This is a genomic window from Methylolobus aquaticus (assembly GCF_054172105.1).
In genome coordinates, this window is record NZ_JBSYXP010000017.1 from 1 (window position 1) to 26,670 (window position 26,670).

Annotated in this window: 18 protein-coding genes; 7 read left to right on the top strand and 11 right to left on the bottom strand. The window is 61.7% G+C overall.

Annotation, left to right across the window (positions count from 1 at the left end; translation table 11 throughout):
- The 3 genes from ACW73L_RS18560 to bla form a co-directional block, all read left to right on the top strand.
- The coding region (locus tag ACW73L_RS18560) for a hypothetical protein (protein ID WP_498924068.1) at positions 1–462 on the top strand (462 nt) is incomplete at its 5' end.
- Positions 463–663: 201 nt separating this feature from the next.
- Positions 664–2,334 carry a choice-of-anchor tandem repeat GloVer-containing protein gene (locus ACW73L_RS18565; protein WP_498924069.1) on the top strand — a complete coding sequence of 557 codons (1,671 nt, stop codon included), beginning with the start codon at positions 664–666 and terminating at the stop codon, positions 2,332–2,334.
- 632 nt (positions 2,335–2,966) lie between these two features.
- Positions 2,967–3,869: a class A beta-lactamase gene (gene bla / locus ACW73L_RS18570; protein WP_498924070.1), complete on the top strand. Its 903-nt coding sequence runs from the start codon at positions 2,967–2,969 to the stop codon at positions 3,867–3,869.
- Between the two features lie 249 nt (positions 3,870–4,118).
- Here the strand turns inward: bla and ACW73L_RS18575 are convergent, their stop codons facing one another.
- From ACW73L_RS18575 to ACW73L_RS18600, 6 genes are all read right to left on the bottom strand, one after another.
- Positions 4,119–5,174: an NAD-dependent epimerase/dehydratase family protein gene (locus ACW73L_RS18575; protein WP_498924071.1), complete on the bottom strand. Its 1,056-nt coding sequence runs from the start codon at positions 5,172–5,174 to the stop codon at positions 4,119–4,121.
- The gene (gene lhgO / locus ACW73L_RS18580) at positions 5,171–6,379 is read right to left on the bottom strand and encodes an L-2-hydroxyglutarate oxidase (protein ID WP_498924072.1); all 1,209 of its coding nucleotides are present in this window, start codon (positions 6,377–6,379) and stop codon (positions 5,171–5,173) included. Before lhgO ends, ACW73L_RS18575 begins: the two co-directional genes overlap by 4 nt.
- Before the next feature lie 67 nt (positions 6,380–6,446).
- Positions 6,447–7,103, bottom strand: coding sequence for a PIG-L deacetylase family protein (locus ACW73L_RS18585; protein WP_498924073.1), 657 nt, complete (start codon positions 7,101–7,103; stop codon positions 6,447–6,449).
- A 122-nt stretch (positions 7,104–7,225) separates the two neighbouring features.
- Complete coding sequence (locus tag ACW73L_RS18590) at positions 7,226–7,624, bottom strand: hypothetical protein (RefSeq protein WP_498924074.1); 399 nt, start codon at positions 7,622–7,624, stop codon at positions 7,226–7,228.
- Between the two features lie 69 nt (positions 7,625–7,693).
- Positions 7,694–9,757 (bottom strand): sensor histidine kinase, encoded by a 2,064-nt coding sequence (locus tag ACW73L_RS18595; RefSeq protein WP_498924075.1) that lies wholly within the window; start codon positions 9,755–9,757, stop codon positions 7,694–7,696.
- Positions 9,758–9,759: 2 nt separating this feature from the next.
- Complete coding sequence (locus ACW73L_RS18600; RefSeq protein WP_498924076.1) at positions 9,760–10,461, bottom strand: response regulator transcription factor; 702 nt, start codon at positions 10,459–10,461, stop codon at positions 9,760–9,762.
- A gap of 151 nt (positions 10,462–10,612) precedes the next feature.
- Between ACW73L_RS18600 and ACW73L_RS18605 the strand changes: the two genes are divergently transcribed.
- Entirely contained in the window at positions 10,613–10,918 is a 306-nt protein-coding gene (locus tag ACW73L_RS18605; protein ID WP_498924077.1) for a hypothetical protein, read from the top strand.
- 99 nt (positions 10,919–11,017) lie between these two features.
- Here the strand turns inward: ACW73L_RS18605 and ACW73L_RS18610 are convergent, their stop codons facing one another.
- Positions 11,018–12,208 (bottom strand): ammonium transporter, encoded by a 1,191-nt coding sequence (locus ACW73L_RS18610; RefSeq protein WP_139559242.1) that lies wholly within the window; start codon positions 12,206–12,208, stop codon positions 11,018–11,020.
- 731 nt (positions 12,209–12,939) lie between these two features.
- Between ACW73L_RS18610 and ACW73L_RS18615 the strand changes: the two genes are divergently transcribed.
- The 3 genes from ACW73L_RS18615 (at position 12,940) to ACW73L_RS18625 (ending at position 21,019) form a co-directional block, all read left to right on the top strand.
- On the top strand, positions 12,940–16,500 hold the full coding sequence (locus ACW73L_RS18615; protein WP_498924078.1) for a PAS domain S-box protein: 3,561 nt from the start codon (positions 12,940–12,942) through the stop codon (positions 16,498–16,500).
- 49 nt (positions 16,501–16,549) lie between these two features.
- Entirely contained in the window at positions 16,550–18,025 is a 1,476-nt protein-coding gene (locus tag ACW73L_RS18620; RefSeq protein WP_498924079.1) for an ATP-binding response regulator, read from the top strand.
- 2,244 nt (positions 18,026–20,269) lie between these two features.
- On the top strand, positions 20,270–21,019 hold the full coding sequence (locus ACW73L_RS18625) for a LuxR C-terminal-related transcriptional regulator (RefSeq protein ID WP_498924080.1): 750 nt from the start codon (positions 20,270–20,272) through the stop codon (positions 21,017–21,019).
- A gap of 869 nt (positions 21,020–21,888) precedes the next feature.
- Here the strand turns inward: ACW73L_RS18625 and ACW73L_RS18630 are convergent.
- The 4 genes from ACW73L_RS18630 to ACW73L_RS18645 all read right to left on the bottom strand — a co-directional run bounded on the left by ACW73L_RS18630 (position 21,889) and on the right by ACW73L_RS18645 (position 26,632).
- Complete coding sequence (locus ACW73L_RS18630) at positions 21,889–22,989, bottom strand: DUF937 domain-containing protein (RefSeq protein WP_498924081.1); 1,101 nt, start codon at positions 22,987–22,989, stop codon at positions 21,889–21,891.
- Positions 22,990–23,072: 83 nt separating this feature from the next.
- On the bottom strand, positions 23,073–23,780 hold the full coding sequence (gene aqpZ, locus ACW73L_RS18635; protein WP_498924082.1) for an aquaporin Z: 708 nt from the start codon (positions 23,778–23,780) through the stop codon (positions 23,073–23,075).
- Positions 23,781–24,445: 665 nt separating this feature from the next.
- Positions 24,446–25,456: a hypothetical protein gene (locus tag ACW73L_RS18640; RefSeq protein WP_498924083.1), complete on the bottom strand. Its 1,011-nt coding sequence runs from the start codon at positions 25,454–25,456 to the stop codon at positions 24,446–24,448.
- A gap of 660 nt (positions 25,457–26,116) precedes the next feature.
- Positions 26,117–26,632 (bottom strand): hydrogenase maturation protease, encoded by a 516-nt coding sequence (locus ACW73L_RS18645; RefSeq protein ID WP_498924084.1) that lies wholly within the window; start codon positions 26,630–26,632, stop codon positions 26,117–26,119.
- Positions 26,633–26,670 lie beyond the last annotated feature (38 nt).

A 26,670-nucleotide genomic window follows, 5' to 3' on the forward strand; every position in this document is an offset into this window, starting at 1 on the left:
CAACCGAATTGTCAGCAGGGTACGCCACCCGCTCAAGCCATCACCCCACGCTCGTACACCAGTTCCGACTTTAGCTCTTCGCTGACCGAGCAACAAGCGATAAAGCTTGAAGCTGAACTGATCGCGGCATTTGCAACTGTGGATACGGGTGGCCTGCTCACCAATTCAGTTCTTCCGTCCGGGCTTGGCAGGAAGGAACGCTCATCTGTGGTGCTTCCGTCGGGCGCAAAGGAAAAGGCGCAAATTGGCCTCGCCCTACTCAAGGAAGCCGTGCTAGAACTAGCGAAGGCTAATCCGAAGGGAATTTCTAACTCTGATGCTGCAAGTCTGCTCGGCCTTCGCAGCGACTACGGCGGAGGCTCAAAGGATTATCTGTCCTACAGCGTGATCGGCCTGCTCATGCGCGAAGGGAAGCTTGAGCGAGACAAGTCATCGAGAAAGCACATCGCACGTGTTGCGTAGTTGCTCCGAACCATCGGTGACCCAGGCCGACGGTAAGCGGCACCAGCGGTTTCCCTTACGCCTCGCGCTCCGACAACGACTCCTGAATGCGAAACTTGTGCGTCATGAAGCCCGCGTAGGTCCGATTAGCGCAGCGTAATCGGACGGATGCTGCGCTAGTCGGACCGACCACGCCAATGGCCAGGATTCGCCATAACCGACATGAAACAAATGAAAGAAAAGCGATCTTCAATCTTCGACTTGGCGTGCGCGATGCTTGCGCTCGTAGGCTCGGGCGCGGTGAATTCGGCAACGCTGAGCGCCGTACACACCTTCAAACTCGCTGAGGGAAGCCACGCCAGGGAGTTCAGCATCCTTGCGCAGGGACGTGACGGAAACATCTACGGGACGACGCCCGAGGGTGGCATCTATGGCTACGGAACGGCTTTCAAGCTGACACCGGAGGGCGCCTTCACCAAGCTGCACGACTTCGATGGCATCAGTGATGGACGGCGTCCCGACGGGGGATTGACGCTGGGTAAAGACGGCGATTTTTATGGAACGAGCTCTCGCGGAGGCGCTTTCGATGAAGGCGTCGTGTTCAAGATGACGCCTGTGGGTGCAATTACGGTTTTGCATCACTTTGGTCCTATCGCTCCTAGTGGCCGCGGAGATGGCCGCTTCCCTGCAAGCGCCCCAATCCAAGGGCGGGACGGTAATCTTTATGGGACGACGTTCGGCGGTGGCGCCTATGGTAGCGGGACCATATATAAAATCAGCCGTGATGGCACCTTCGCATTGCTGTTCAGCTTCTTGAACGACCCGTCGGCGGGGCTGGCCCCGCTTGGCTACTATCCAAGGGCGCCGCTGCTTCAGGGCAGGGATGGGGCGCTGTACGGGACCACTACCTATGGCACCAATGCCACGGGCCTTGGAGCGGTGTTCAGAGTCACTACAGGCGGTGCAGCATCAACGCTCTACGCCTTTCGCGGCTCCGACGGAGCCTATCCGCATGGACCATTGGTTGAGGGTACCGACGGCAACCTTTACGGGACCACGTCGAGTGGGGGCTCACTCGGCGGCGGCACTGTCTATAAGCTCACCAAAGCCGGTATGCTGACGACGCTTCACGAATTTGCCAGTTTTTCGATCGCTGGCTACTCGACTTACGCGGGGTTGGTTCAGGCGAGCAACGGTAACTTCTACGGAGTAACCAGTACCAACAGCAAATCAGGCGCAGGGAAGTTATTCGAGGTGACACCGAGCGGAGGCTACACGCAGCAAGCGAGCTTCGGCTACCAGTCCGGGGCCACCCCTTACGCTACGCCCTTTCTGCACACGAATGGCAAGATTTACGGCCTGACTTATGCTGGCAGCAGCTTCGGGCATGGAGCTGTCTACAGTGTTGACCTCGGTGCCCCGGGGTTAATCAACGCGGTCCCGAGCGCCGCCAAGGCAGGAGCCACGGTCGTCTTGTTGGGCGCCGTTGCCGATGCTACGGGGGTGTCCTTTGGCGGGGAGAACGCGACATTCTCCGGCACGGGTAGCACTTATCGCACGGCGGTAGTGCCCAAGGGGGCCGCCACCGGTCACATCACGTTGATGACGCCGACAGGTTCGGTGCAGACGCTGAAGCCATTCCTGCAGTTGCCGACCTTGAGCGCGTTCAGTCCAGCGGGCGGTACGAGTGGTAGCTCGGTCCTGTTGACCGGAACCGGCCTGATGCAGACCACGAAGGTCACATTTGGCGGTGGCAAGGTCGCCACTTTCGTGGTCAACACGGACACCCAGGTCACGGTCACTGTTCCGGCGGGTGCTGCCACCGGGAAGATCAGATTGACCACCCTGGGCGGAACGGTTGGTACGGCAACCGCTTTTGCGGTAACGCCATAGCCCGCGTGGGTCCGATTAGCGCAGCTTGATCGGAGGCAGGCCGCCCATGATTTCATCCTGACATCAAGGAAGATCCGGGGAGTCGGAATCATTGTGGCGAATTGGCCGTCGGTGGCACGGTAACCATTCACCCTGCTGCCTTGTTTAGGTAGTGGGAGCGGGTCGGGACGCCGAGACCGTCTGCGGGACGGAACCCGCAGCCGAGCCTCCAGGGACGGATTCACGGCGTGTCTCGGCCTCCCGGACCGCTCCCGCAAGAGGGGCATGAACGGATACGGTGGCACGAGCCTCATCGCGGTGAGCCGGCTGCAGCGGCGACCAGACAATGGGCTGGAGCCCGGAAACGCTTCCTTTAGTAAAACCACCCGGCGCTTTCGCATACGCCACTGGTTTCTGTTTTACATCGACACTCGGGTCGCCTTGCCTGATCATCTGCGTTTTGTCTTGACGCCGCCGCACTCGCTTGGCGTTGGGGATACGAAGTTTTTCGGGCGGCCAAGCGTATGTCGTGTGACTGGCAAGGCCGAGAGGTGGCGCCGGTCTCCTGTGAATTCCGATGTCTGCCCGGAAATGGGACACGCGCCGAATTCGGGGCTGGTTTTCCGGCGAGTGCCGACCTGGAGGAAGCGCTGATGTCATCGAGCAAGCTGCCTCAGCCATTCATCCACTGCACGCGACGACAGTTCCTGGTCACCGCGGCCGCGTTTTTGACATCGGCACCCGTTCTGTCGCGTGTCAGGCCGCGTGCTCACCCTCCCTCACTGGTCGCGATCGAGGCGAAGGTCGGCGGGCGGGTCGGTGTATTCGCGTTGGACACCGGTACTGGCCGTTCCCTGGCGAACCGGCCGGACGAGCGTTTCGCCCTGTGCTCGACGTTCAAGTGGGTGCTGGCCGCGGCCATCCTCGCGCAAACCGACCGTGTGCGGATGTCCCTGAGCGACCGGATCGCTTACGGTCCGGATGATTTGATCGATCATTCGCCGATCACGAAGGCGAACATCGCCAAGGGTTCCATGACCCTCGATGCGCTCGCGGCGGCTGCTGTCACCGATAGCGACAACACGGCGGCCAACCTGTTGCTGGAGAAACTGGGCGGTCCGGCAGCCCTGACGGCATTCGTGAGGTCGGTCGGCGACCCCGTGACGCGCCTGGACCGCAACGAGCCCGCTCTCAACAGCAACGAGGCCGGCGATGCGCGCGACACCACGTCACCGCGCGCGATGGTAGGGCTGGTGAACACGCTGCTTTGCGGACAGACACTTGCGCCAAACTCCAGGGATTTGTTGCTGGGCTGGTTGCGCGCCTGCAAAACCGGTGGTGACCGACTCCGCGCGGGTCTTCCCCGAGACTGGGTCGTCGGCGACAAGACCGGGAGCGGTCGACGTGGGGCGGTCAACGATGTCGCGATCGCCTTCCCGCCCCATCGCGCGCCCATCCTCATTGCGGCGTACCTGAGCGGTAGCTCCGCCAGGCTCCCGGCCCTGGCGGCTGCGCACGCGGATATCGGTCGGTGGGTGGCACACGAGCTCGCGTGAGCGTTCGGCCGTGGGGCCGCAGATGCCCCCGTCTCCGAACGGCTCCTGACGGTGCGCTCCGGTCTTTGCAGCGGCTCAAGGGAATCGGGGCCCGTTTGCCGATGATGCGGGGGTGGTACGACGCACCGGCGCGTTCACTTCAGGCCTGAGTGTCGTCGAATGCCCGGTCGGCTGCTCGGAGAATGAGGTGCCAACTAAAGCGTGAAGGAAACGGCAGCGAATTCGGATGAGTCCGCTGCCGGGTTGGCGTTATCTGGTGGCAAAGGACCAGCGCAACTGATCGTTGAGTTGTCCACTCTCGCGCAGCCGGTTCAGCGTGTTCAGCCGCATCAGGTGCGACTTGCGGAAATCGGGATCGTCGAAGCCCATTTCACGTAGCCCGATCTCGATGTTTTTCACGGCGGCCGAGAGCGTCACCTGCGGCTGGAAGTCCGGCGCGAGCGACTTGAACAACGTGAAATCGACGCGATAGGAACGCCGGTCTGGCGCGGCCGACGGGTTGACGGAAACTTCGACGCCGGGAATCGCATCGGCCACGGCCATCGCCAGATCCCTGACCTGATAATTCCAGCCGTCGGAGCCTGCATTGACGATCAGACAGTGTCCGCCCTTCGACGTGTCGCGGCGGATCGCCCATTCCACGGCCCGGGCCATGTCCTGAACATGGATAAGCGGCCGCCACGGCGTGCCGTCGCTGAGGATGGAAATCTTGCCACCGGCGATCGCGCCCGCGACGAAGTCGTTCAGCACCAGATCCAGCCGAATCCGGTCGCTCATGCCGCAAGCGGTCGCGAAGCGCAGGCAGGTTACCTGGAAGTCGGGGCCGGCCAGCGGTGCGAGGTCCACTTCGGACTGCACCTTGCTGCGCGCGTAGGCGGTCAGGGGATCGAGCGGTGAGCTTTCGATCCGTGCGCCATCCTCGGCATAGCCGTAGACACTGCAACTCGACAGGAACACGAAGTTCGGCACGCCGGCCGCCTTGGCCTTGCGGGCCAGTTCGACACAGGCGGCATGGTTGATGTCCAGCGTGACCTGTTCGAAGTTGTTGCCCATGGGGTCGTTCGAGATGGCGGCCAGATTCACGACCGCATCGACCCCTTCGAGCAGTTCCTTCGGAAAGTTGCGGATATCCCCGAAATGCTGGGCGTCCAGGCAGACTTCCGGCAGCCGCGACGCATTCGTCAGGCAGTGCGCGAAATAGCCGATGTCGTAGCCGATCAGGGTGGCATTGGGGAACGAGGCTCGCAGCCGGGATTCGACCAGCGGGCCGACGTAACCGAGATTGCCGACGATCAGGATCTTCATGGGAGTGTCCCTAGGTGGTTGTCGATTTGGTCACAGACATGCCGGGCGAACGGCATGGAACAGGTGAAGGCGGGCGAGACGGCATTCAGGATATGCATCGAGCGGGCGTCGCCCTCGAGCACGAAGTCCATTTCCAGTTTGCGGGTGCGGATGTCCATCAACTGCGCGCGCAGTCCCGGCTGTCCCCAGCTCCGATACTGCTTCAGTTGCACGCCGTCGGCCAGCTTCGACGCGAGGGCGACCATGCGCCGCCGCGAATACTTCATCATCTCCTCGACGGCGAGCCGCTTGAAGTCGAAGTTGGCCGAGGCGACGAGTCCGAGTTCCCGCCAGATCAATTCAGCGAACTCGGACAGGTTGAAGTTTTCGAAACCGGTGTAGTGCTCGCGCCAGAAGGCAGGGATGGCCGTCGGACCGATCTTGATCCGGCCATCGGTGCGGATCGTGAAATGCACGCCGAGGAAGGGATTCTTGAGGTCCGGTACCGGGTAGATGTTGGTCTTCAGGGCGCCGGCCGGCTCGTCCGAATACAGGTAGAGACCCTTGAAGGGCAGGATGCGGTAGTGTTCCGAGAACCCAAATTCGCGCGCGACCTTGTCGGCATACAGTCCGGCCGCGTTGACGACGTAGCCGGCCTGGAATTCGCCGCCGCCGGTCCTGATCGTGTCGCCATCGCGCTTCAGGAAGGGCGCGCCGGTCAGGATCTCGATGCCTTCGCGCCCGGCATCCTCCAACAGGGCGGCCATCACGGCCGAGGGGTCGACGGTGGCGGTAGCGGGGGAAAACAGGGCCCGCTCGTAGGTCTTGACGCGGGGTTCGATCGCCCGCGCTTCCTCGGCTGTCATCGGCTGCAACTCGACGCCGTTCGCCGCGCCGCGGCGCAGCAGCTCGTCCATCTGCGGCAGATCGGCCGCATCGCGCGCGACGACCAGCTTGCCGCACTGATTGATCGGAATCGACCGCCGCGTGCAGTAGGCCCGCAGTAGGCGATTGCCCTCCAGCGTGAAGCGCGCCTTCAGACTGTCCGCCGTGTAATAGAAACCGGCATGCAGCACGCCGCTGTTGCGCCCGCTGCCGTGAAGGCCGCAGCGCGCGTCCTTCTCGATCAGCGTCACGCTCGCTTTGGGTCGTCGGGCTTTCAGCTCCCGCGCGACCGAAAGCCCGACGACGCCGCCGCCGACAATCAGGAAATCGACCTTTTTCATGGTGAGTGAGGTGTGGTTTGGGTCTTGGCGCGTGCGCGCGGCGCTCGCTGCGGGCGGCGGTTCTCGCTCACAGGCCCAGCACCGCCTTACGGCAGTGGAAGGCCTCGGCGAAGCCTTCGGCCGCGTTGGACTCGATGCCCCGCAGGCGGGCGATGGCCTCGAAAGTGTTCCGGGTAAACCACTGTTTGTCGTGCTGGCTCGGAAAGCACTCCATCAGCACATCGATCTTGCGGGTCAGACAGGCTCGCGATACCGGCACGAAGACGTTGGGTATGCCGATGTCGCCGTCGTACTTGGGGATCTCGTACTCGAAGATGCAGTGATTCCGGAACGTGTTCCAGGTCAGTTCGTTGGTGATCCGATGGTCCTGATGCAGATCCTGCCGGTAATGCGTGAAAACTACATCGGGGTTGCCGTGCTGCTTCAAGGTCTCGAAGAAACTCTTGATCGACGCGCCTTCGTAAGGGAAGTAACTGCCCTTGAAACGCTCCACCAACACCGTGCTGCGCTGCGCTCCCGCCAGCAGCCGAGCGGCGGCGGCACGTGTCTCGCGTTCGCGGACGTCGTCCGAGCTCAGTGTGGCCCATACGAAATGCGTTTCCGGATAGCGCTCGACCAGCCTGATCACGGTGGCACCCATGCCGATTTCAATGTCGTCACAGTGGGCGCCAAGGAACAGCACCGTTTCGGGGCGCCGACCCCGTGAGAAATCGAGTTCGAGCATTGGACAGACTCCGTCTGTGTAGCAGGTGATCGGAACCGTAGCGCATCCCTCGTCGTTTCGCACCCACGGCGGCGGGGCCGCTGCGTGGCCAACCCCACTCCGTTCTGTTCCGTACTCTACCCTTAGCGGGCAAGAAAGGCCGCGAGGACCAGACCCGCAATCACATTTCCGGCCACGCTGACGACGAGTTCTCGCGAGAAATAAGCGCCGGGCAACATCTTGCTGACCCGAGGGTTGCGGTGCTTGGCCGTGGTCGGAATCTCGCCCTCAGCGATGCGTCCCGCCGTCGCCCTGACCAGGTCGACGACACGTGTCTGAGTTTGCAGTGACGGGTGGAACTTGATCAGCAGCGAACCGGTGACCACGTTGGCTTCGGCATGGTAGATCCCGTGGGCATCGGGGTCCTTCAACAGGCTGTGCTTGAGCACTTCGGCCAAAGTCGCGCGGTGCTTGATCAGGGCGACGTGCAGCCGAATGCGGTCGGGAACCCGGTCGTGCAGGATACGGACACTATCATTCATCGCGCTTCGCATGCCGCGAAGAATAAGGAAACTCGCGCCGGTTTTCAAAGGCGCGCGCGACGCTTGCCGTCAGATGTTCGCGCCTGGCATTCCGGTCACGGTCGCGGCAGCTGTCTCGCTCACGCTGGCGTCGCAGGGTGTGAACCAGACACGGAACTCCGCGCCCGGTTCATGGTTGACCACATCGACGCGGGCCTGCATGGCGGTGGCGAGTTGCTCGACGAGCGCCAGGCCAATACCCGTGCCGGCCGTTTCGCGCACGCTCTCGTTCTCGCCCCGGTAGAAAAGACGAAAGATCTTCTTCATGCGTTCCTTGGGAACGCCCGGTCCGAAGTCGCGCACGCTGAAGACGAGCGCCTCGGGCCCGTGACGGTAGCAGCAGAGTTCGATCCGCTTTACGTCGGTTCCGGCGGCGAACTTGATCGCGTTGTCGACCAGATTGATCGCGATTTGCGCAAAGCAGTCCTCATCGGCGCGGATGGTCGTCTGCCCGGCGGGCTCGTCGCAGAGCACGTGCAGAACGAAACCGGCCTGCTGAATCTGTGCGGCGAGTCGCGGCCGGATCACCTCCAGCAAACGTGCCGCAGTCAACGGCTGCAACTCGATTTCCAGGCCATGGCGCGAGACCCGGGCCAGTTGCAGCACGTTCGTGATCAGCCGCGTCAGCCGTTCACTTTCCGTGCAGATGAAGTCGTAGCAGCTCGCCCGCCGCTCCTCGGACACCCAGCCTTCGCGCAGCATCTCGCCATACATCCGGATGGAGGTCAGCGGCGTCTTCAATTCGTGACTGACCGCCGCGACGAAATTCTGTTGCTGCTGCGCGGCGGCGATCTGGCGCAAGCCCAGCCGGTACAACAGCCAGCAGCCGCCGATCAACACGACGCAGAGGATGGCGCCCAGCCAGCTGACGACTGCGGCGCCGGGTCCGGCGGGCAAATCATCGATCGTGAACACGAGTTCGATGTCGCTCAGGGGTGGCGACAGGCGCGTCCGGTAGAGTGTGTCGCCGCGCCAGCGCCCCGTGTCGGCCAAGTCGCTGGATGAACTCGCGCCGCTGGATTCCAGCAATACCGTGCCGCGGTATTCCACGGCCAAGGCGCTCATGCGCGACAGGGCCGTGTGCCGGAAATCGCGCTCGATCAACACGGCCATGAATCGCTCGGGTTCGATCAACGCCCCTTGTACGGCGCGGTGCCCCTGCTGCCACACGGTGCGCGACAACACCAGGTGGCCCGTATCGAGGCGGTCGAAGTCCATCGGCGCGCGGCGAACCGGCTCGGCCAATCTCTGCAACCGCAGTGCCGGGTGCCCCGGTGCCGGCCCGTCAAGGTCGGGTTCGTCATCGGCGGGGAGTTCGCGTGTGTTGCCGGGCGCGGGATTTCTTCCTTTCGAAGACGCTGGGGCCGGCCGCCCGTCCGAGTCTGCGCTGCGAGCCTCTCCTTCTGCAGGGGTGGCTGGAGCTTCATTCGGGCGCGATTCCGACATCCATGGCTCGTTGGGGCCGTTAGTCCACGGTGGCCGGCCCGGTATTTCCGGCGTCTCCTCGATGGGCCAGGGTCTGGGGCTGCCATAGGGCAGGACGCTCACCGGAGCGCCATAGCGCAGTACGGGACTGAAGGGGAGCGCGGCTCTCCGGCCCAGTTCGGCAAGGGTTTGCCCGCGGGTCAGGATGTCCCGGATGCGCGTCTGTAGTTCCCGCCGGGCCCTGAGCTCCGCGGCCCGGATGCCGAAATGCACCGGGTTTGCCTGCGTGGGCGGGAGTAGCGGTGTCGTCAGCATGCCGCGGTCGTCGATCTGAAAGTATCCGATCACGCCGGGTATGGCCGAGCGGACCGGGTAGCCCGACAAGGGCGACCGCACGACGAAGTTCGCGGACGGATCGCCGCCGAGCGCCAGAAAACCATAATCGGATTTCGGTCGGGCTTCTTCCGATACGATCAACTGCCGCAGCCGGCTGTCGATGCGAGCCCCGAGTTCCTCGGCCAGCACGCGGTGCTGGTGGAAGGATTCCCACTGCAGTTCCTTGTAAGTTTGCCGCAGCAGGATACCGGTCGGCAGCGCCAGCGCCAGGAAAAACGAACCGAGCGCCCAACGCAGCCGCGCGCGGTTGAGTCCGATCCAGGACTCGGCCACGTTCAATCCGCGAGGAGGCGGTAGCCGGCTCCTCGCACCGTCACCAGATAGCGCGGCTCGCTGGGGTTCGGTTCGATCTTGCGGCGCAGCTTCGCAATGTGGATATCCACGGTTCGAGTCTCGATTTCCAGGTGACGGGCGTAGCCCCAGATCTTCGCCAGCAGTTCCTCGCGTGCCACCGGGTGATCCGAATTCGCGTGCAGGTAACGCAGGATTTCCACCTCGCGGCGGGTGAAGGTCAGTGTTTCGGACCCGCGTGTGCCGCACAGGTTGCGTGTGTCGATCGAAATGGAGTCGCCGATACTGATGCAGTCCTCCTGCGCTGCACCAATCCGCGAGCGGCGCAGAACCGCCTGGACGCGCAGCACCAGCTGAGCGACCGAGAACGGCTTGGCGACATAGTCATCGGCGCCCAGGCTCAGCCCCTGGACGATGTCGTTATCGCTGGTGCGCGCCGTCAGCATGATGATGGGCTGGTCACGGTCACGTTCGCGAATGCGCTCGCAGACTTCGAATCCGTCCATCCCCGGCAACATGATGTCGAGCAGGATCAGATCGAACAGACCGCTCAGCGCCTTCGAGAGGCCCTCGGGCCCGGTCGTGGCCGTCTCGACCTCATAGCCATGGAACACGAAGACGTCCGTGAGCCCGGCGCGAATGGCGGGCTCATCCTCGACGATCAGTAGTCGGATCTTGCGGCTCATGGCGCAAGGGTAACAACGCCTCCCGGCCGGGACACGTAAATTTTGCGTAAATCGAGCGGCTCCCGTTTTACCGGTTGCGGCCTGATATCGCCGTTTCGATCGCCCTAGACTGTGCCCACACCTATCCTTGATCAGACGGGAGACTGCAGCCATGAGCCACTTTCGATTCGTACCACGAGCCGCCCTGTGGCGCCACCCGACCGCGACCGGCGTCCGACAGCCGCGCTGGCGCTCGCGGAAGCCGCCGGTCCGGCCGGGCTGGCTGGATTTGCTCCCCACTCGCTGTAGCGGCTGGGTGGAAGCGCCGTATGCCGGTTTGAACAGCGCGGAACTGCCGCTCGAAGAGCCGGTGGAACTCGCGCCCGTCCATCTGGACGCCGACCGGAGCCGGGTCAAGCGTCGCCTCGATCATTTGATCAAGACCTACAACCGGGCGCATCCGGGACAGGTCTGGTGATCGCCCGCTCCCGCCCGGGGTCGAGGGGGCGCGCCGCCCACTGCCGGCGGCGCGCGTGGGCAGCACTGCTTGGGAGCAGGGTTCCGCCAGCAATGCCGGCTACCAGCCGGCTTCCTTCTCCGGCGTTGCCGAGATACGGTGTATCGTCAGGTCGGCGCCATTGAACTCCTCCTCCGGGGTCAATCGGAGACCTACCGCGTAGCGCAGCGGCAAGTAAACCAGCGCGGCGCCGATCAGCGCCACTGCAATACCCAGTCCGGTGCCGAGCAGCTGCGCGACGAAGCTGACATTGCCGAGGCCGCCCAGGGCAGTCTGACCGAAAATGCCCGCGGCGATACCGCCCCAGGCGCCGCAAAGTCCATGCAGCGGCCATACACCAAGCACGTCGTCGATCTTCCAGCGGTTCTGCGTCAGCGTGAACAGCGTTACGAAGAGACCGCCGGCGACGACGCCCACCGCCAGGGCGCCGATCGGATGCATCAGGTCTGAACCCGCGCAAACGGCCACCAGTCCGGCCAGCGGACCGTTGTGAACGAAGCCTGGGTCATTCCGGCCCATCAGCAAGGCTGACAAGGTTCCTCCCACCATCGCCATCAGCGAGTTGAGCGCCACCAGACCGCTGACGGCGTCCAGCGTCTGCGCCGACATCACGTTGAAGCCGAACCAGCCTACCGTAAGCACCCAGGCGCCGAGTGCCAGAAACGGAATGCTCGACGGGGGATGCGCGGCGATCAACCCATCCTTGTGGTAGCGCCCGCGGCGCGGCCCAAGCATCAATACGGCCACCAGACCGATCCATCCGCCGACAGCATGCACCACGATGGAGCCGGCGAAATCATGAAATGCGTAGCCGAAGGTCTGCTCCAGCCAGCCCTGGAAGCCATAGTTCTTGTTCCAGGCAATGCCCTCGAAGAAGGGATAGACGAAGGCCACCAGCAGGAATGTCGCAGTGAGCTGTGGTGCGAAGCGTGCGCGTTCCGCAATCCCGCCCGACACGATCGCCGGGATGGCTGCCGCAAAGGTCAGGAGAAAGAAGAACTTGACAAGGTCGTAGCCGCTATTGGCGGCGAGTTGGTCGGCGCCGCGAAAGAACTCGACGCCATAGGCCAGGTAGTAGCCAATGAAGAAATAGGCGATCGTCGAAACGGCGAAATCGCTGAGAATCTTGACCAGTGCGTTGACCTGGTTCTTGCGCCGGACCGTGCCGAGTTCGAGGAAGGCGAACCCGGAGTGCATCGCCAGCACCATGATTGCACCCAGCAGCACGAACAAGACGTCATTACTTTTCATGATTGCATCCTTGTTGTGGAAGTTTTTTTGGACTTGCACCATAAGCAAGAAGAATGCCTTGTGATGGTGCCTTAATGCCGCGGCACGCGGGCCTCGATGTTGATTTTCTGGTCAGACTGTATCAGCGTGGTGCAATTACGGGGTATCTGTGTCCCTATTTGGTGCGTCCGGGCGGCTTGGGGCTGCTGGTCCGGTACTGACGGTCGGCCCCCTGCGTTAAGGCTCCGATCGTCACTGCGCCGAGACCGCCCGACGTTCCCGGACTGCACAAAACTGTCGGCGAAGGAGGAAACGCAAGGTTTCCGTTTCCGGTGAGACCTCGACTCCCCGCGCGCCGAACCCGTGCCCGAATGGATCGTGTCCTGGGGCTTGCACCCGTGTGACGGGAAGTTCGCACCGGCCCGGAAACCGTCATGCTCGAGTTCCGATCGGCGGGTCCACTTGATTCGAGCGGAGAGCATTCTGGAACGAAATCACAAGGCATAGCCCGGAGTCGATAGGCAAACGTACCTATTCCTCGGCGAGGGCGCGGTAGGCATTATGCCTGCCGGGGGTATCCGAACGATCTGATTCAACTGTGCCTGACCGCCTGAGTTGGTCCAACGAATGAGGGTGGATTCTTGATGCCCCGAACGCGCCCGTCACGTCGATCGCCGGCCGTCCCCGGCCGACCGCAACACTCAGATGGCGCAATGGCCTTTGGTTGTGCGGCCGGGAGCGGCGAGGCTGCCATGCGCCGGGCCCCCGCCGAGTTGCGCGAACAGAAGCAGCCGATCCACGGAACCCCAGCGCTTTGCTACGGCCTTGCTGCAGAGACCGACTCCGTGCCGCGCGACTGCCTAGGCACTGCCCGGTCGAACCCTGGTAGTAAAGCCCGGATCTTGATCATCGACGATTCCCCTGAGGACCGCGCGGTTCTGCGCGCTCGGCTCGGACCGGAATACGACATATTGGAGGCGGTTAGTGCCGCGCAGGGGCTGGCATTGGTGGACGCAGCCCGCCCGGCGTGCGTGCTGATCGACCGACGCCTGCCCGACATGGACGGTCTCGAGTTGCTTGCCGCGCTGCGGGCCAGACCGTCGCAGTTCAGGCCAGCCCTGGTCGTGATGACGGGCCATGCCGACACCGCCACGGTCGTCGCGGCGATGCGGAGTGGCGCGGAGAACTTCCTTGAGAAGGAGCATGCGACGGTCGTCACGCTGCGGCTGGCCGTGGCGAGTGCCATCGAAAAGACCCGGTTGGCAACAGAGGTCGATCAGAAGCGTCAATGGCTGGACGCGACCCTGGCCAGTATGACCGAGGGACTCGTCGCGGTGGATGCGTCCGGGGCGATCAAATTCATGAACGCGGCAGCCCTTGCGTTGGGGGGATGGAACCTCGATGCCGTGGAGGGCAAACCCGTGACCGAGGTCCTTGCCCTGCAAGGCGGTGCCGAAGGGAAGGACTGGCGGCGCCAACTTGTCGGGATTCTTAACGGTACCGAGGCTTCTCAACGGGACCCACAGCCCGCGTCGCTGGTGGCGGCGGACGGCGCTGGTCGAGAGGTCGAATACACACTGACCGCGGTGCAGCGGGACCCCGGGACCGCCGCCGGCGCTGTGATCGTACTGCGTGACCTGAGCGAGCGCAGAACAGCCGAGCAGACGATCCGTGACAGCCGGGCAATGTTCTCGGAGTCGCAACGGATTGCTCGGGTGGGCAGTTGGACTTATCGGCGCGAGGGCGGTGTCTTCTGGTCTGAGGAGAGCTACCGCATTCTGGGTGTGTCGGCGGACGACTTCGAGCCCTCGGTCGAGAACCTGCTGCAACTGATCCACCCGGACGATCAGCCGTCGCTGCGCGCGTGGTTCGAGGATTGCTGGGCCTCGGCGTATTCGGGAGAAGTGTCGTTTCGCCGTCGGTTGTCCACGGGTGAGATGCGCTTTCTGGTCGCCAATGCCGCCCCGCGAAGCGGCCCTGAGGGTGTCGTGACCCGGGTCGAGGGGACGTTTCAGGATGTCACGCTGCGCTGGCTCCACGACCAGCGTCGACGCGAAAACGCCCAGCGACTGCAGACGGCGGTCCGCGCCGGCGGAGTCGGCCTCTGGGAATGGGATATCCGCACCGATCGCGTGCATTATTCGAGCGAATGGAAAGCCCAGCTTGGCTACGAAGACCACGAGATCTCCGATTCCTTCGACGAATGGCGCAGCCGTGCGCATGCGGAAGACGTCGAACGCGTGCTGCGGGATGTGCGCGAATTCATCGCTCACCCCCGACAACATCTGACCGTCGAGTATCGTCTGCGTCACAGGGACGGCTCCTACCGGTGGATGAGGGATCAGGCGGCGTTGGCGCCGGACGACGATGGTCGGATGACCCGCATGTTCGGGGCCCATATCGATATTACCGAGAGCCGGCGAGCAGCGGAGTCATTGCGCGAGAGCGAGCAGCGTCTCAGCCTGTTCATACAGCACGCTCCGGCGGCCATCGCGATGCTCGATCGCCAACTGTGTTACGTCGCGACCAGCCGCCGCTGGTGCTCCGATTACGAACTCGGGGACGTCGACCTGACCGGGCGCTGCCACTACGATGTGTTCCCGGACATACCCGATCACTGGAAGGCCGTGCACCGTCGCGCACTGGAGGGCGAAGTCGTCCGGGCCGACGAGGACCGCTTCGCGCGCCGGGACGGGACCGATCAGTGGCTACGCTGGGAGGTGCGTCCCTGGTACACGGCGGCGCAGGAGGTCGGCGGCATCGTGATCTTTACCGAGAACATCACCGAGCTCCATAACGCGCATCTGAAGCTGGAACAGGTGAATCAGGACCTGCAGGCTCGAACCCGGGAGGCCGAAGCGGCGAATCGGGCGAAGGGACAGTTCCTGGCCAACATGAGTCATGAGATCAGGACGCCGATGAACGCGATCATCGGGCTGATGCAACATGTCCTGGACGGCCAACTCGAAGCGCGACAGCGCCACTATCTGGGAAAGGTGCACTCCGCATCGCAGGCGCTGCTGCGTCTTTTGAACGACCTTCTCGATTTTTCCAAGATCGAAGCGGGTGGGCTGGAACTCGAGCAGGCACCCTTCGAACTGGATCAGGTCGTGCAATCCGTCGCGGATCTGTTCCTGGTGCGGTTGGAACAGAAGGGGCTGGAATGGCGGGTGCAACGCGATCCGCGCCTGCCCCGCTACCTGTTGGGCGATGCCTTTCGGCTGAACCAGATACTGGTCAATCTGGTCGGCAATGCGGTCAAGTTCACGGAACGCGGAAGCATTTCGTTGGCGCTTGAATGGGCGGGAGAGAAGGGTTCCGTCATCAGCGTGCGGACCACGGTGCGAGACACCGGTATCGGGATAACGCCCGAACAGACGCAGCGGCTGTTCAACACTTTCGCGCAGGGCGACAGCTCCACCACCCGCAAATACGGTGGGACGGGCCTCGGGCTGTCGATTGCCCGGCGCCTGGTCAACCTGATGGGCGGTGAGATCACGGTGTACAGCGTCCCGGCGGAAGGCAGCACCTTTGTGTTTACCGCGAATTTTCAGCGTCTCGGGAGGGACGAGGTGCCGCTGCCCGAAGGTCGTGCGCAGCGCGACAGGGAGGCACTGGACCAGATCCAGCGCGCCAGACCGATACAAGGCAAGCGGATCCTTTGGGTGGGCCATGAACCGGAGGCGGTTGCGATGCCCGACTGGCTGGCCGCTCTCGGCCTCAGCGTAACTCAGGTCGCGACGTCGCGCGAGGCTGTGGCGAAAGCCGCGCAGAATGGCTTTGATCTCGCTCTTCTCGCGCTGAACCTGCCAGATCGGCAGGTCGAACGGGTAGCCCAGCAGCTCTGCGAGCGTTCGGGTCGTGCGAAGCCGATCGTCATCGCCCTGGCGAAATCTCCGCCCGCCGACCGCGGGCCGCTGCCCGCGGAAGCCGGGGTGAAAGAATGGATCGTTGCCCCTCAGTCGCCGCCGGTGTTCCTTGACAGCCTGTTGCGGTGGCTCGCCCCGGCGGCAGGCAGTCGCGGCAGCCGCATGCCGGTTGAGCGCCTGCACGGCGCCCAGCGTGATCGTCTGAAGTCCCTGCTTAAAGAGCTCGAGCGGGCGCTGCGAGGCAATCGCCTGTCGGCCAGACAGCTTGCCGAGCAGATCCAGTCGCTATTGGCCGAAACCTCGGCCGCCGAGTCGTTCCAGCCCGTGATGACGGCGGTCTGCAGGCTGAAAACGCGCGAGGCGCAGGCTGCCCTGTCCGTCTTCAAGCGTGCCGTGCCCACGTTGACTGGCTTAACGCAGGCCACGGACCTCCCGCCGGAGTGAGACGGCGCGGATCCGTGGCTGCCGCTTTTCCCACAGAGTGCCCTAGTCCATGAGCCAACACCCGCAGCTCCTAATCGTTGACGATCAAGCTGACAACATTCAGGTACTCGGCGAGTTCCTCGATGACGACCACGAGATCCAGTACGCGTTATCCGGTGAGGAGGCCCTGACCCTGCTCACTGAGAGTTTACCGGACCTGATACTTCTGGATGTGATGATGCCTGACATGGACGGTTATGCCGTGTGTCAGGCGCTGAAGGGCGATCCCCGGACGCGGGAGATCCCGGTCGTGTTCGTTACGGCGAGAAACGATGTCGATAGCGAATCCCGGGCGCTGGCCGCCGGTGCCGTCGATTTCATCCATAAGCCAGTGAGTCGCGCAATCGTGCGAGCCCGTGTCCGGTTGCATCTGACCTTGAAGTCGCGCGACAAGGAGTTGCGGCAACTGAATGCCGAGCTCAGTGCGCGCGTCGCCGAACGCACTCAGGCGCTTCGCGATGCGCTCGTCAGGGAGGAGTCGGCGCACCGCGCCAAGACTCTGTTTCTGGCGAACGTCAACCACGAGTTGCGCACGCCAATGAATGCGATCCTCGGTTTTGCTGGCCTGCTGGCTGGCGAGGTGAACGACCCGCGCGTCCGCGCGCGGGTTTCCAGGATCGAGAAGGCCGGCCGGCAGCTGCTCGGCATCGTCGATGAGATCATCGACATGGCAGACCTGCAGGCGGGCAAAGTGCAGATCGAACCCGCGCCCTTCGACTTGTGCGCGGTGCTCGACAAGGCAGAGTCCTTGTGGCGTGCCCGCGCCGAGGAAAAAGGGTTAGGCTGGCTTCGGGAGAGCGATCCATCCCTGCCGCCGATCTTGTACGGCGACTCCTCGCGGCTCGAGCAGTTGTTGGGGAACCTGCTGAGCAATGCCGTGAAGTTTTCTGAACAGGGCACCTGCACGCTGCGCGTGCGTCTGGGCGACAGCACGCCGGATGGTGTCGTGGTGCGTTTCGAAATCGATGATCAGGGGATCGGTATTGGTGCCGAGCGGCAAGCGGACATATTCAAGGCTTTTGAACAGGCCGACAACTCGCGGTCGAGGCGCTTCGGCGGTGCGGGGCTCGGTCTCGCGATCTGCCGACAACTCGTGGAGCTCATGGGCGGCACCATCGGATTTCGCAGCACGCTTGGTCGCGGCAGCCGATTCTGGGTAGCGATCCCGTTCGGCTGTAGCGACGCAACGGCCATGACGGGAAGGACAAGCTCGGTTCCCGCACCACCTCCGGCCGTCGAGCTGGACTTCTTCCAGTTACTCCAGATCTTCACACCATTGACCCATCAACTGGCGGCAGAGGACGTGCAGGCTTACTTGACGTGGCAGCATGGGCGCGAGGTTCTGGATGCCGTGCTCGGCGACCATGCTGACGATTTTGCGACGGCGATGAAGACGCTCGACTTCCCGAATGCACTCCGTTATTTGAGAGCAGCACGCAACGCCTATCCTGAACTGGCAAGCTCCGATATCGATTCGGCGCGCTGAACCCAAGCTGCCGGCAAGGCCACCACCGTCCCCATCCGCCAGCGCGCTATTTCGGAGTGGCTGACGGGGTAGCGCTGTCATTCCGACAGGCCCCCCTCAGCAAATGGCGTACCGGAATAAGACAAATCGCATACGTTGGCCCCCTCAAGGCAGGCGCATGTGTCCAATTATTCTATGGATGGGCTATATGATTTCTGTTCCCGCCAGTTTATATAGGTTTTACGACTATATAGTGGATTATATAGGGAATAATGCTTAGGAATTCTTACGGATTAAAAATGGTATTCTCCACATCTATAGTTGAACATTAATGGGGTTTTTGAAATATTCTATTGTCGTGCTTGACGTGGCGATATGGTATTCATAATACTATTGCGCGACCATTGCTTTGACCTATGGCATGTTGCCGTCTTCAGATTGCTGGAGCATGTGGAGTATTGGGTTTATAATTGACATTTGTGAAGTAATCGCGATACGGCGGAGAAATAAACTTTTCGTCTTAGTAGGTTCTTCGCGACCGCACGGTAAGGCTTCGTGGGATGAAGGTCCAGGAGTTGATTCGGTTTGTGCCACTGACTTCGTTAGATAATTTCTGAAGGCGGCCCAGGATTGACGATATCCCCGCCGACGACGATGGATAACATCGGCAACAAGATGGATAGGTCGCTTTCTCGTGCCGCTGTTGGATGGTGCGGGAACTGCGTGAATCGATGCCCGACATAGATGTCAGTTTTGGTGGGTCGGTCGGCGTGTATTTGCCCCGCTGGCCGTATCCGCTACATTGGCCGGGAGCGAATCCCCGTCTCGCTCCCGGCATTTTTTTGCTGATCAGATTGTTGGGCCACAATGTTGCAGTGGCTGCCCGGCGCTGAGAGGTCGCGTTCGGTGTTTCAAGACATATGTCATGGCCGAAGGCTCGCGCAACCCTGCTTTCGATGGCGGGCCTGGCTGATCCACCTTGTCGCGGCATCTGCGATGAACTCGCGCTCGGACCCCTTGTTCGGGCCGTTTCCAAGGAAGCATTCGACGGACATGGCGGGTAGTGTGCGTGATGGACGGGCTCGCGGCGCGCGATCGAAGCGTCCGATGTCCCCCGGGTGCATGGCTCGAGGTGACGATCGGCTCCGATCAGGCATCCGTGGCTGTTGCCGGGACAGGGCAGGAAGGGGCATCCGACCGCTGATCGGGCGCTCGCCGTCACCTTGGATGGGAATGGCCATTCCCTCACCGCTTTCGGCACCTCGTCCCAAAAATAAAGGACGGGGTTCGCTGGCGCGCGATGATCGCCTCGCCGGCCTTCGCGCCGTAATGCGGTCGTGGCCCGGCGCTGTCGAGCATGCCTGTCGGTTTTCGATCGAGTCGGCCGGCATGTCCCCGCGCGGCTCTTGAACGAGGCAATTTCGATGCCGTTCGTGACCGGGATGGCCGCCTACATTGTCCTCTGACGCAATCACTCAATAAATCCTTGGTATGTATCGAGATAGCCTTGCAAGACGCGCATGGCCCTGCTGAGCGGGGTATAGTGCTTGTGTGTCGGTTTTGTTTAGTCAGTTGGCGGCAGCTGGTCGAGGTGTGGTCTACCGTGTTTGGTGTCCGCTTCGGTTGGCCGATTTCTTCGCTTGATTTTCTTCCGGAGTAGCCTCCCGATGCCCAGCTGACACCGGAAACAAGCTGGTGGCTGGCAATCCTTAGCCTTTAGTGGAACCTTCAAGAAAAGCTATTTCAACGGCTTGGGGTCAGTTGGTAATGCGGGAATACGGTGTGGTTGGCCTAAGAGGCTTTCTCGCCGACAGCGATGGTGGTATAGGAAAAAGTGCCTATTGATCATTCGATTCTAGCGGTATAGTCTTTGCTGATCGTAATCTAATTAATCATAATTTTGTCAAATTAGGTCGGGAGCCATATTTCTCCTCTGATTTTCCGTTTTTATGAAGTATTCTCCCGGAACTCTCTCTGTATCCTGTCTGCTTTTCTGGGTTATTTCCGGGCTTGGTAGCGGTTGCAGAGCAGGGGGATATAGGGTCGATGCGGTGATTAAGTAGACGATTTTATGATACTGTTTGTGGGTGTCTGTTGCGCTATGGCAGACTTTTCTCCGGCTTGTGGATCTGGATGCCAAAGACGGGCCGGATGGCATGAGCAAAAGAGCGACCCGAATGTAAGCTCGATTGGCTGGTGTTCTGGGTCGATTCAATTTGCCGATATAAAGCTAAGCGCTGAGAACAAGGCGCGGAGGCGACATTCATGAGTATGGAACACAACATTGCCGTTGTTGATCGCCGGCCACTGATCCTGGAATGCGTAACCCGAATGTTTGCAGAACTTGTGAACACCGGACACCAGGCAGACATTGCATTCACGGTTCTGCCGTTCCTGAGTTGCGAGGAACTCTGCCGCAGGATTGCCGCGTCCGATGCCGCTCAGGGCCATATCGATGTGGTGATTTTCGGCATCAGTTCGTCGACGCATGTGCAGGCCGAGATCGACGAAATGCTCAACCAGTTCCAGGACTACCGATGGGACATCCCTGTCGTGATTCTGTCGGAGTGCGATAACCGTAGGGAGATCTTCGAGGCGTTTCGCCGCGGTGTGCGTGGCTACATCCACGCGTCCATGAACGCCGAGCAGGCAATGGACGCCTTGCGTCTGGTGCTCCACGGCGGCACGTATATCCCGGAATGCATCCTGTCCGGTGAGGACGCTGAAGCCGAGAGCCCTATTCTGAGCGGCAGCCTGGGACGTGTCGCGACCGAGGTTATCGACGTCGCGCCCACAACGCGGCTGACGCCACGGCAGCGAGACGTGCTAAACCTGTTGCGCAAGGGCCTGTCGAATCGGGTGATCGCCGAGGAACTGAGCATGCGTGAAGGAACCGTCAAGGTGCATGTTGCGCACATTATGCGTAAGCTGCACGCGCGCAATCGGACGCATGCGGCGTTTCTTGCCGATCAGATTGCGCTGCTCAGCAGCACTGAGGGCGTAATGGCGAGATGATGCCATCTGGCGTGGGTGTTGCCTCAGTGGCGTTTCTGTAGTCGGCAAAGGCTTTGCGCGCGGGGAAGGATGTTCCCCGGAGACTCACGATGTGCCGGTTCGGCGAGCGCTTCGTGATCCCGGGTATCGCCAGCCGATCCCGCGGATGGATGTCATCTCAGGCGCTGTCGGGGCTGGGTGAGGGATCGCATTGAGGTGGACTCGTTCCCTGCCGCACTTCAATCGGGCCAGGGAGTGCTGAAATGCTTTTCACCGCAGCCTGCGCCGTGATTTTCGGTGCGGAGGAAGGTGAGCGTAGACATTGCAATCGCCATCGAACCCGGCGCTTACGGGAATCGACCTTGATCGACCGAGGTGGCGTATTCCGGGGGCTAACAGTAGTCACGAGCTTTGAGGCCAGCGTCCGATCGGGCGGTTGTCTGAGAGTCCCATGGTCGCCTCGAAGGCGGGGGTGTCGGGCGCTTTCAAGGTGATGACGGATCCCGTGGGGCGGCGGAGCGGAACGGTCGGGGGAACGGGCCATACCCGGGTCCGATCTGGCAGGTTGTTGATGATACTGCGAACGGCGCGTCGAAGGGGTGGCAGCGATGGCCGCCTCAGGGGCCTTGCAACGTCGTGCGGCGGCCGTGCCGACCCCGTCTCCCAGAGCTCATTAGAGTGGCTTCGGGGGTCTACTCCGCGCGGTGACCGGATGGGCCCCAAAGCGCAGTGCAGCCCCCCGCCTTGTCCATTGCGATTCGCCCCAGGCCTTTCCTTATGGACTCTTGCCAACACACCGAGCGGGCTTTGCCGGAGCGGGGCGACATTCCATGAGTCGCGATCGCAAAGCCCTCGCCGCGGGGTACATCCTCGCGACGGGCTTTTTGACTTCAATCCACCGGTGAAATATCAACCCGCCGGGCTTCCTCATCCGAACCGCTACCCGTCGTTCCAAGCGACAGCGGCGGCTTCATCTGAATCTGTTCTTCAGCAACGCCCGCGCGAATCAACGCGGCCTGAACGGCCGACGCGCGCTGTTTCGCCAACTCGATGTTTTCGGCGGCGTTGCCGGTCCGATCCGTATAGCCCGTGACGGTCACGCTCAGCGACTGCGTCCGAATAGCGAATATGGCATTGGATATCGTCTGTTGAGCTGTGTCATCGATCGCAGCACTGCCCACCTCGAAGTAGATTCTGGCAGGCAACGGTTCCTGATCCGGAAGGGTTTCAGCTGGAGTGTCACTCGCCCCCTGCATCGGGTCCGAACCTGCCACTTCGGGGCCACGGCCGTCTCGAAACAAAGTGCTAGCGGCCACCAATGCGGCCAACAACGCGAGCCAGGGCCACGGTCTGGATAAGGGTGATGAGGTATTAGCCGCGCCGCGAACGGCGGTCGCCTGGGTCTCACGAGCGGCTGCTTGCGGGTCTGCCAACGGTGAATTGATGAACCGGGGATCCAGTCCGAGGGGGCCGGCAAGTTGGGCATCGACTTTACCCGTCAGGTGTTCCTTCTGATCCTCGAGCAAGTGCGCCAGGCCTGTCGCGTCCAACCCGAGTTCGCTGACGAGCTTCTTCAGGTATCCAAAGATGAGAGGGGTGACCATGTAAAGAAGCGTAGAGACGGAAGATGCCCTGATTCCGCTCAGCGTTGTCACCGTGTCGAGCAAGGGGGCCAGCTCTTCGCCGAATGCAGGTCCGGCGAGACGGGGACCCAGTGCCAGCAGAGCGTCGGTGCGCTCGCCTCCCGAGAACAACTCGGTTAGCTTGTGCGGCAGATAACTGTCTATGTCCGGTCCCGACAGTGTGTTGAGCAAAGCTGATGCGCCATCGGGTGTTGATCCATGCGTCGCAACCCCCCCCAGCAATGCGGGCAACAGCATTCCGAGAGCGGATTCCGTGCCGCTTTCCGATTCCCCGAGAAGCGGCGACGCTTGCTCTACGATCTCATTGCTGAAGGCGGCGGCCATGGTTTCCAACAGATTCGTCGACATCCCCGATCCTCCTCAGATCATTCGTTGAAACTGGACATTTTTCTGGGGTCCACTCGAAGGCCCTTTTCTTCCCGGAGCCTGCGCTAAATCCGATGAGAGTCCGCGTCGAAGACCTTTCGGTAGACGGTGCCGGCCACAATTGCTCCGGTGATCGGCGCCACCCAAAAAGCCCAAAGCTGCCTGACAGCCCAGTCCCCGACGATCAGCGCAGGACCGGTGCTGCGGGCAGGATTGACTGACAGGTTGTCGACGGGGATGGCGATCAGGTGGATCAGCGTCAGCCCGAGGCCGATCGCGATCGGTGCGAAGCCGGCAGGCGCGCGACGGTCGGTTGCGCCGAGAATGACCATCAGGAACATGAAGGTCAGGACGCCTTCGCACATCAGCACTGCGCCCAGGCTGTAGCCGCCGGGGGAGTGCTCGCCGAATCCATTGGAAGCGAAACCGCTAGCCGGATCGAAACCGGGCGTCCCACTGGCGATGCCGAACAGCAACATGGCGCCGAGAATCGCGCCGCTCACTTGTGCGGCGATGTATTGGGGTAAATGTTTGCGGTGAAAGCGTCCTGCAACCCAGAGGCCGATGGACACCGCCGGGTTCAAGTGGCATCCGGAGATATGTCCAATCGCATAGGCCATCGTAAGAACGGTGAGGCCGAAGGCGAAAGCAACACCGAGCAGACCGATCCCACCTGGGGAAAAACTCGCCGAGAGTACCGCACTGCCGCAGCCACCGAATACCAACCAGAACGTACCCACTAACTCCGCCCAATAGGCTTTCGAGCCGATCATTTTTCGTTACCCCTCTCGGTTTCACGTGAATGTTGTTCTTATGGAATGATCCCGTTACCCGGCGGACGGCCGAAGAGGCGAGGCGAAACCCGGTTGTGTCTCGAAGGCCGGCCCGCCAGCGTTCGCCAAGAACGTTGGGCGATGCCCCGACGGCACAGACTTTGGGTCCGACCAGGGTGAGTCAGGTTCATACGTTGGTTTCGCCGAAACCGGAAACGCGGCCCGTCACGCTGGTCATGCCTTCGGCACGGGAGCAGGTTGAGACCTGAATTCGTCATCCTTGGCCTCGTGACGGCAACGAACGGAAGGCCACTCGAAGCGGACACCCAGCAACAAAAGGAGCTAGCCGCTCCCCTGACTTGGCATTAGGGGGGATGTCGTTGCAAGGCTGAGGAAGTGATGCGCTGTATGACATACAGGGCGCCGAACAGGTCGATCTTGGAAAACAACCAACCGGTTTTTGGTGATGGATTGAGCTGCCTTGACTGCCCATGCGGGTATGGCAGCTTATTGGTAGGAAAAAATGGGCCGCTTCGCTATACGCTGCGGCCCAGGTTACAGCGGGACTGGGAGTTTCGGACGCCTATGTCGCAATAACGCGAATCCTTCGCTGAGGTCCTCGATTCCGTTCGAAATTCCCAATGCCCCGCTGCTTCAGAGCGATGCTAATACTCTCCGACTTCCTCGGACTTCGTCGGACCCTCTTCGACTCCGGCGATGGCGAAAGCGTCGGTCTTAGCCACCGTGGCGCAAGCGAGCTTCACGTCTGCGTCGCCCGACAGGTTGAATTGCTCGGTCTTGTAGCCCTTTTTGTGGCCGAATCCACCCATGTTGTATTCCGCCTTCAAGGTGACATAGATGCTGCCTTTTGCCAAAGCGGCAGCAAAGGCATTCGCCAGGGCGTCGGCCGCTGCCAAGTCATAGTCAGCCGACACGTCGACGTGCTTGTCCCCATAGACGCGGTAATACGTCATGGCGGCAGCAAACGTCTTGGCCAGCGCCGTGGCGAAGGCTTCGGCTTCCGCTGTGCTAGCGGCGTAAGTATGGTTACCCATAAACAAGCCGGTTTTGAACTGCCTGATGCCGAAGCTGTTCACCGAGACGTTGCTTAGCGCTTGGGTCAGGGATCCGGCGATGGAACCGGCCGCTGCGCTGCCCGTTGCAGCAGATTCACTTTCCGCGTAGCCAGTGCCGACTGCCTTCGCTTTCGGATACCAGGGGTTTCCCTTGACGCTCACAGCGTAAGAAGCGGAATCGCCCAACCCGACCGCCTCTGCCGTACCCTCAGCCAGGGCCAGCGTCATCGTGCTGGAACTGATAGCCCCATTGAAGTTCACGTTCTTGACGAGCCCTTTCGGCACGTTCCGATAGATCGCGAAATCCGCTTCGGCTTTAGCCTGGACCTTGACCAGTGCCAACGCCGCCGCCCATGCGTTGGCATAGGCCTCCGCCTGCGGTGATCCCCATGGGCCGCCCCAAGTCTGCTCATCGGCATTGGCCAACGAGTAAGCACCTGATGCGCAGTGCGCGACCGCACCGCCTTTCCACTCCTTTTCGTACTTGACGATCAAATGGTCCGTGCCCGCCCAGGTATTGGCGGAAACGGTCGCTGCGATCGCAAACAACATAGTCTTGTTCATAACAACTGCCTCATATAGCCTGCTACTGTTGATCAAACGGTAGGTATCGAGTCGGGCTTTATCCCGCTTTCCTGATACTTGTCCCGTTCGCCTCCGAGGTCATCCTGGAATCCGTATATCCAGGATTCGGGCGAAAGTTTGTTCCCGGTGGTAGGTGCGGTCAATAGGTGCAGTTGCGTATGAAGAAAGAACTATTTCTTAGTAAACAGTGGGTAGTGAAATGGGATTATGGCACAGGAATTATGTGGTCAAATAGGCGCGAAGGTTTCCTGGTTGCCGCATGTTTTAAGGTGAATTTAACTGTCTATAATTCAACTCGATGGCGGATGGAAAATCTCGGTGATCATGGTGTCCGTTGCAGTCCATAATCTCTGGAGGAGGTCGAGCCTGGAGATTGATCCGAATACAAGAGTCGGATGTTTGACCTACCGCGAAATGCGTCGATGATTGAAGTCAGCTTACTCGATCGCGCTAGGTTGTGGGCGGCCCGGGCACGCTGTGTTGTTGTAGGGACTTAGCGCCCCCGTACGATGCTGACCGCTCGGAAGTCGTAGTGCGGGGTTCTTGGCCTGCACCGCTACGCGATGTCCGGTATAGTCAGAGAGCACGATGCGAGTGCGGGGGCGGGGACGGACGTGGTGAGCGCGTCCTTCGATGTCACGCAGATCAGGGGCGCGGCGCATCCAGCCGCGATTCTCAACCGCTGCCGGCCAGTGTCTGCCAGCGAGCGGGCGTCGTGTCGGACAGCAGATCCCTTGCAAACGCGACTGCCGCTTCGAGGTGGTCGCGCGCTTCATCGCCGAGGGGTTCCCCCAACTCGAACTGCTGTCCCCGAATACTGAGCAGGTAGCACGGGGGAGGTGCCCGACCGCACACTTGCCGATAAACGTGCAGCACCGCCGCGGGGCTCATCGCATGGGTGGTGTAGCTGTCGTCGCGAGCCTCCGAGAGGCGGGTGAATGTGAACGGCGCGGGGCAGCTGACGTGTGCGTCGGCAAAGAGCACGACACTGCGCTCCGCAAGGTCGAGCGCGTGCTCGACCTGCAACTGGAAGTCAGTCAGGAATTCGACCTGATCGGACGCTCCCGCGAGCCTGTCGTCCGACCGGAGCGCCTGCAGGAGGAGCGGTGCCAGCGCATCGTCTCCCCGGCTCGGGTTGCCATAACCGAAGACGAGAACAGGGGCTTGGATAGCGGCAGCGATCATCGACATCGGGGCGAGGCGCGTTCCACGGCGGCCGTGGAACGCGT

Bases quoted from the DNA above. Each gene is read 5' to 3' on its own strand.
- aqpZ (WP_498924082.1), bottom strand. From the start codon at position 23,780: ATGATCGGCTCGAAAGCCTATTGGGCGGAGTTAGTGGGTACGTTCTGG.
- ACW73L_RS18565 (WP_498924069.1), top strand. From the start codon at position 664: ATGAAACAAATGAAAGAAAAGCGATCTTCAATCTTCGACTTGGCGTGC.
- ACW73L_RS18625 (WP_498924080.1), top strand. From the start codon at position 20,270: ATGAGTATGGAACACAACATTGCCGTTGTTGATCGCCGGCCACTGATC.
- ACW73L_RS18615 (WP_498924078.1), top strand. From the start codon at position 12,940: ATGCGCCGGGCCCCCGCCGAGTTGCGCGAACAGAAGCAGCCGATCCAC.
- ACW73L_RS18590 (WP_498924074.1), bottom strand. From the start codon at position 7,624: ATGAATGATAGTGTCCGTATCCTGCACGACCGGGTTCCCGACCGCATT.
- lhgO (WP_498924072.1), bottom strand. From the start codon at position 6,379: ATGAAAAAGGTCGATTTCCTGATTGTCGGCGGCGGCGTCGTCGGGCTT.
- ACW73L_RS18605 (WP_498924077.1), top strand. From the start codon at position 10,613: ATGAGCCACTTTCGATTCGTACCACGAGCCGCCCTGTGGCGCCACCCG.
- ACW73L_RS18645 (WP_498924084.1), bottom strand. From the start codon at position 26,632: ATGTCGATGATCGCTGCCGCTATCCAAGCCCCTGTTCTCGTCTTCGGT.
- ACW73L_RS18620 (WP_498924079.1), top strand. From the start codon at position 16,550: ATGAGCCAACACCCGCAGCTCCTAATCGTTGACGATCAAGCTGACAAC.
- bla (WP_498924070.1), top strand. From the start codon at position 2,967: ATGTCATCGAGCAAGCTGCCTCAGCCATTCATCCACTGCACGCGACGA.
- ACW73L_RS18585 (WP_498924073.1), bottom strand. From the start codon at position 7,103: ATGCTCGAACTCGATTTCTCACGGGGTCGGCGCCCCGAAACGGTGCTG.
- ACW73L_RS18600 (WP_498924076.1), bottom strand. From the start codon at position 10,461: ATGAGCCGCAAGATCCGACTACTGATCGTCGAGGATGAGCCCGCCATT.
- ACW73L_RS18575 (WP_498924071.1), bottom strand. From the start codon at position 5,174: ATGAAGATCCTGATCGTCGGCAATCTCGGTTACGTCGGCCCGCTGGTC.
- ACW73L_RS18610 (WP_139559242.1), bottom strand. From the start codon at position 12,208: ATGAAAAGTAATGACGTCTTGTTCGTGCTGCTGGGTGCAATCATGGTG.
- ACW73L_RS18630 (WP_498924081.1), bottom strand. From the start codon at position 22,989: ATGTCGACGAATCTGTTGGAAACCATGGCCGCCGCCTTCAGCAATGAG.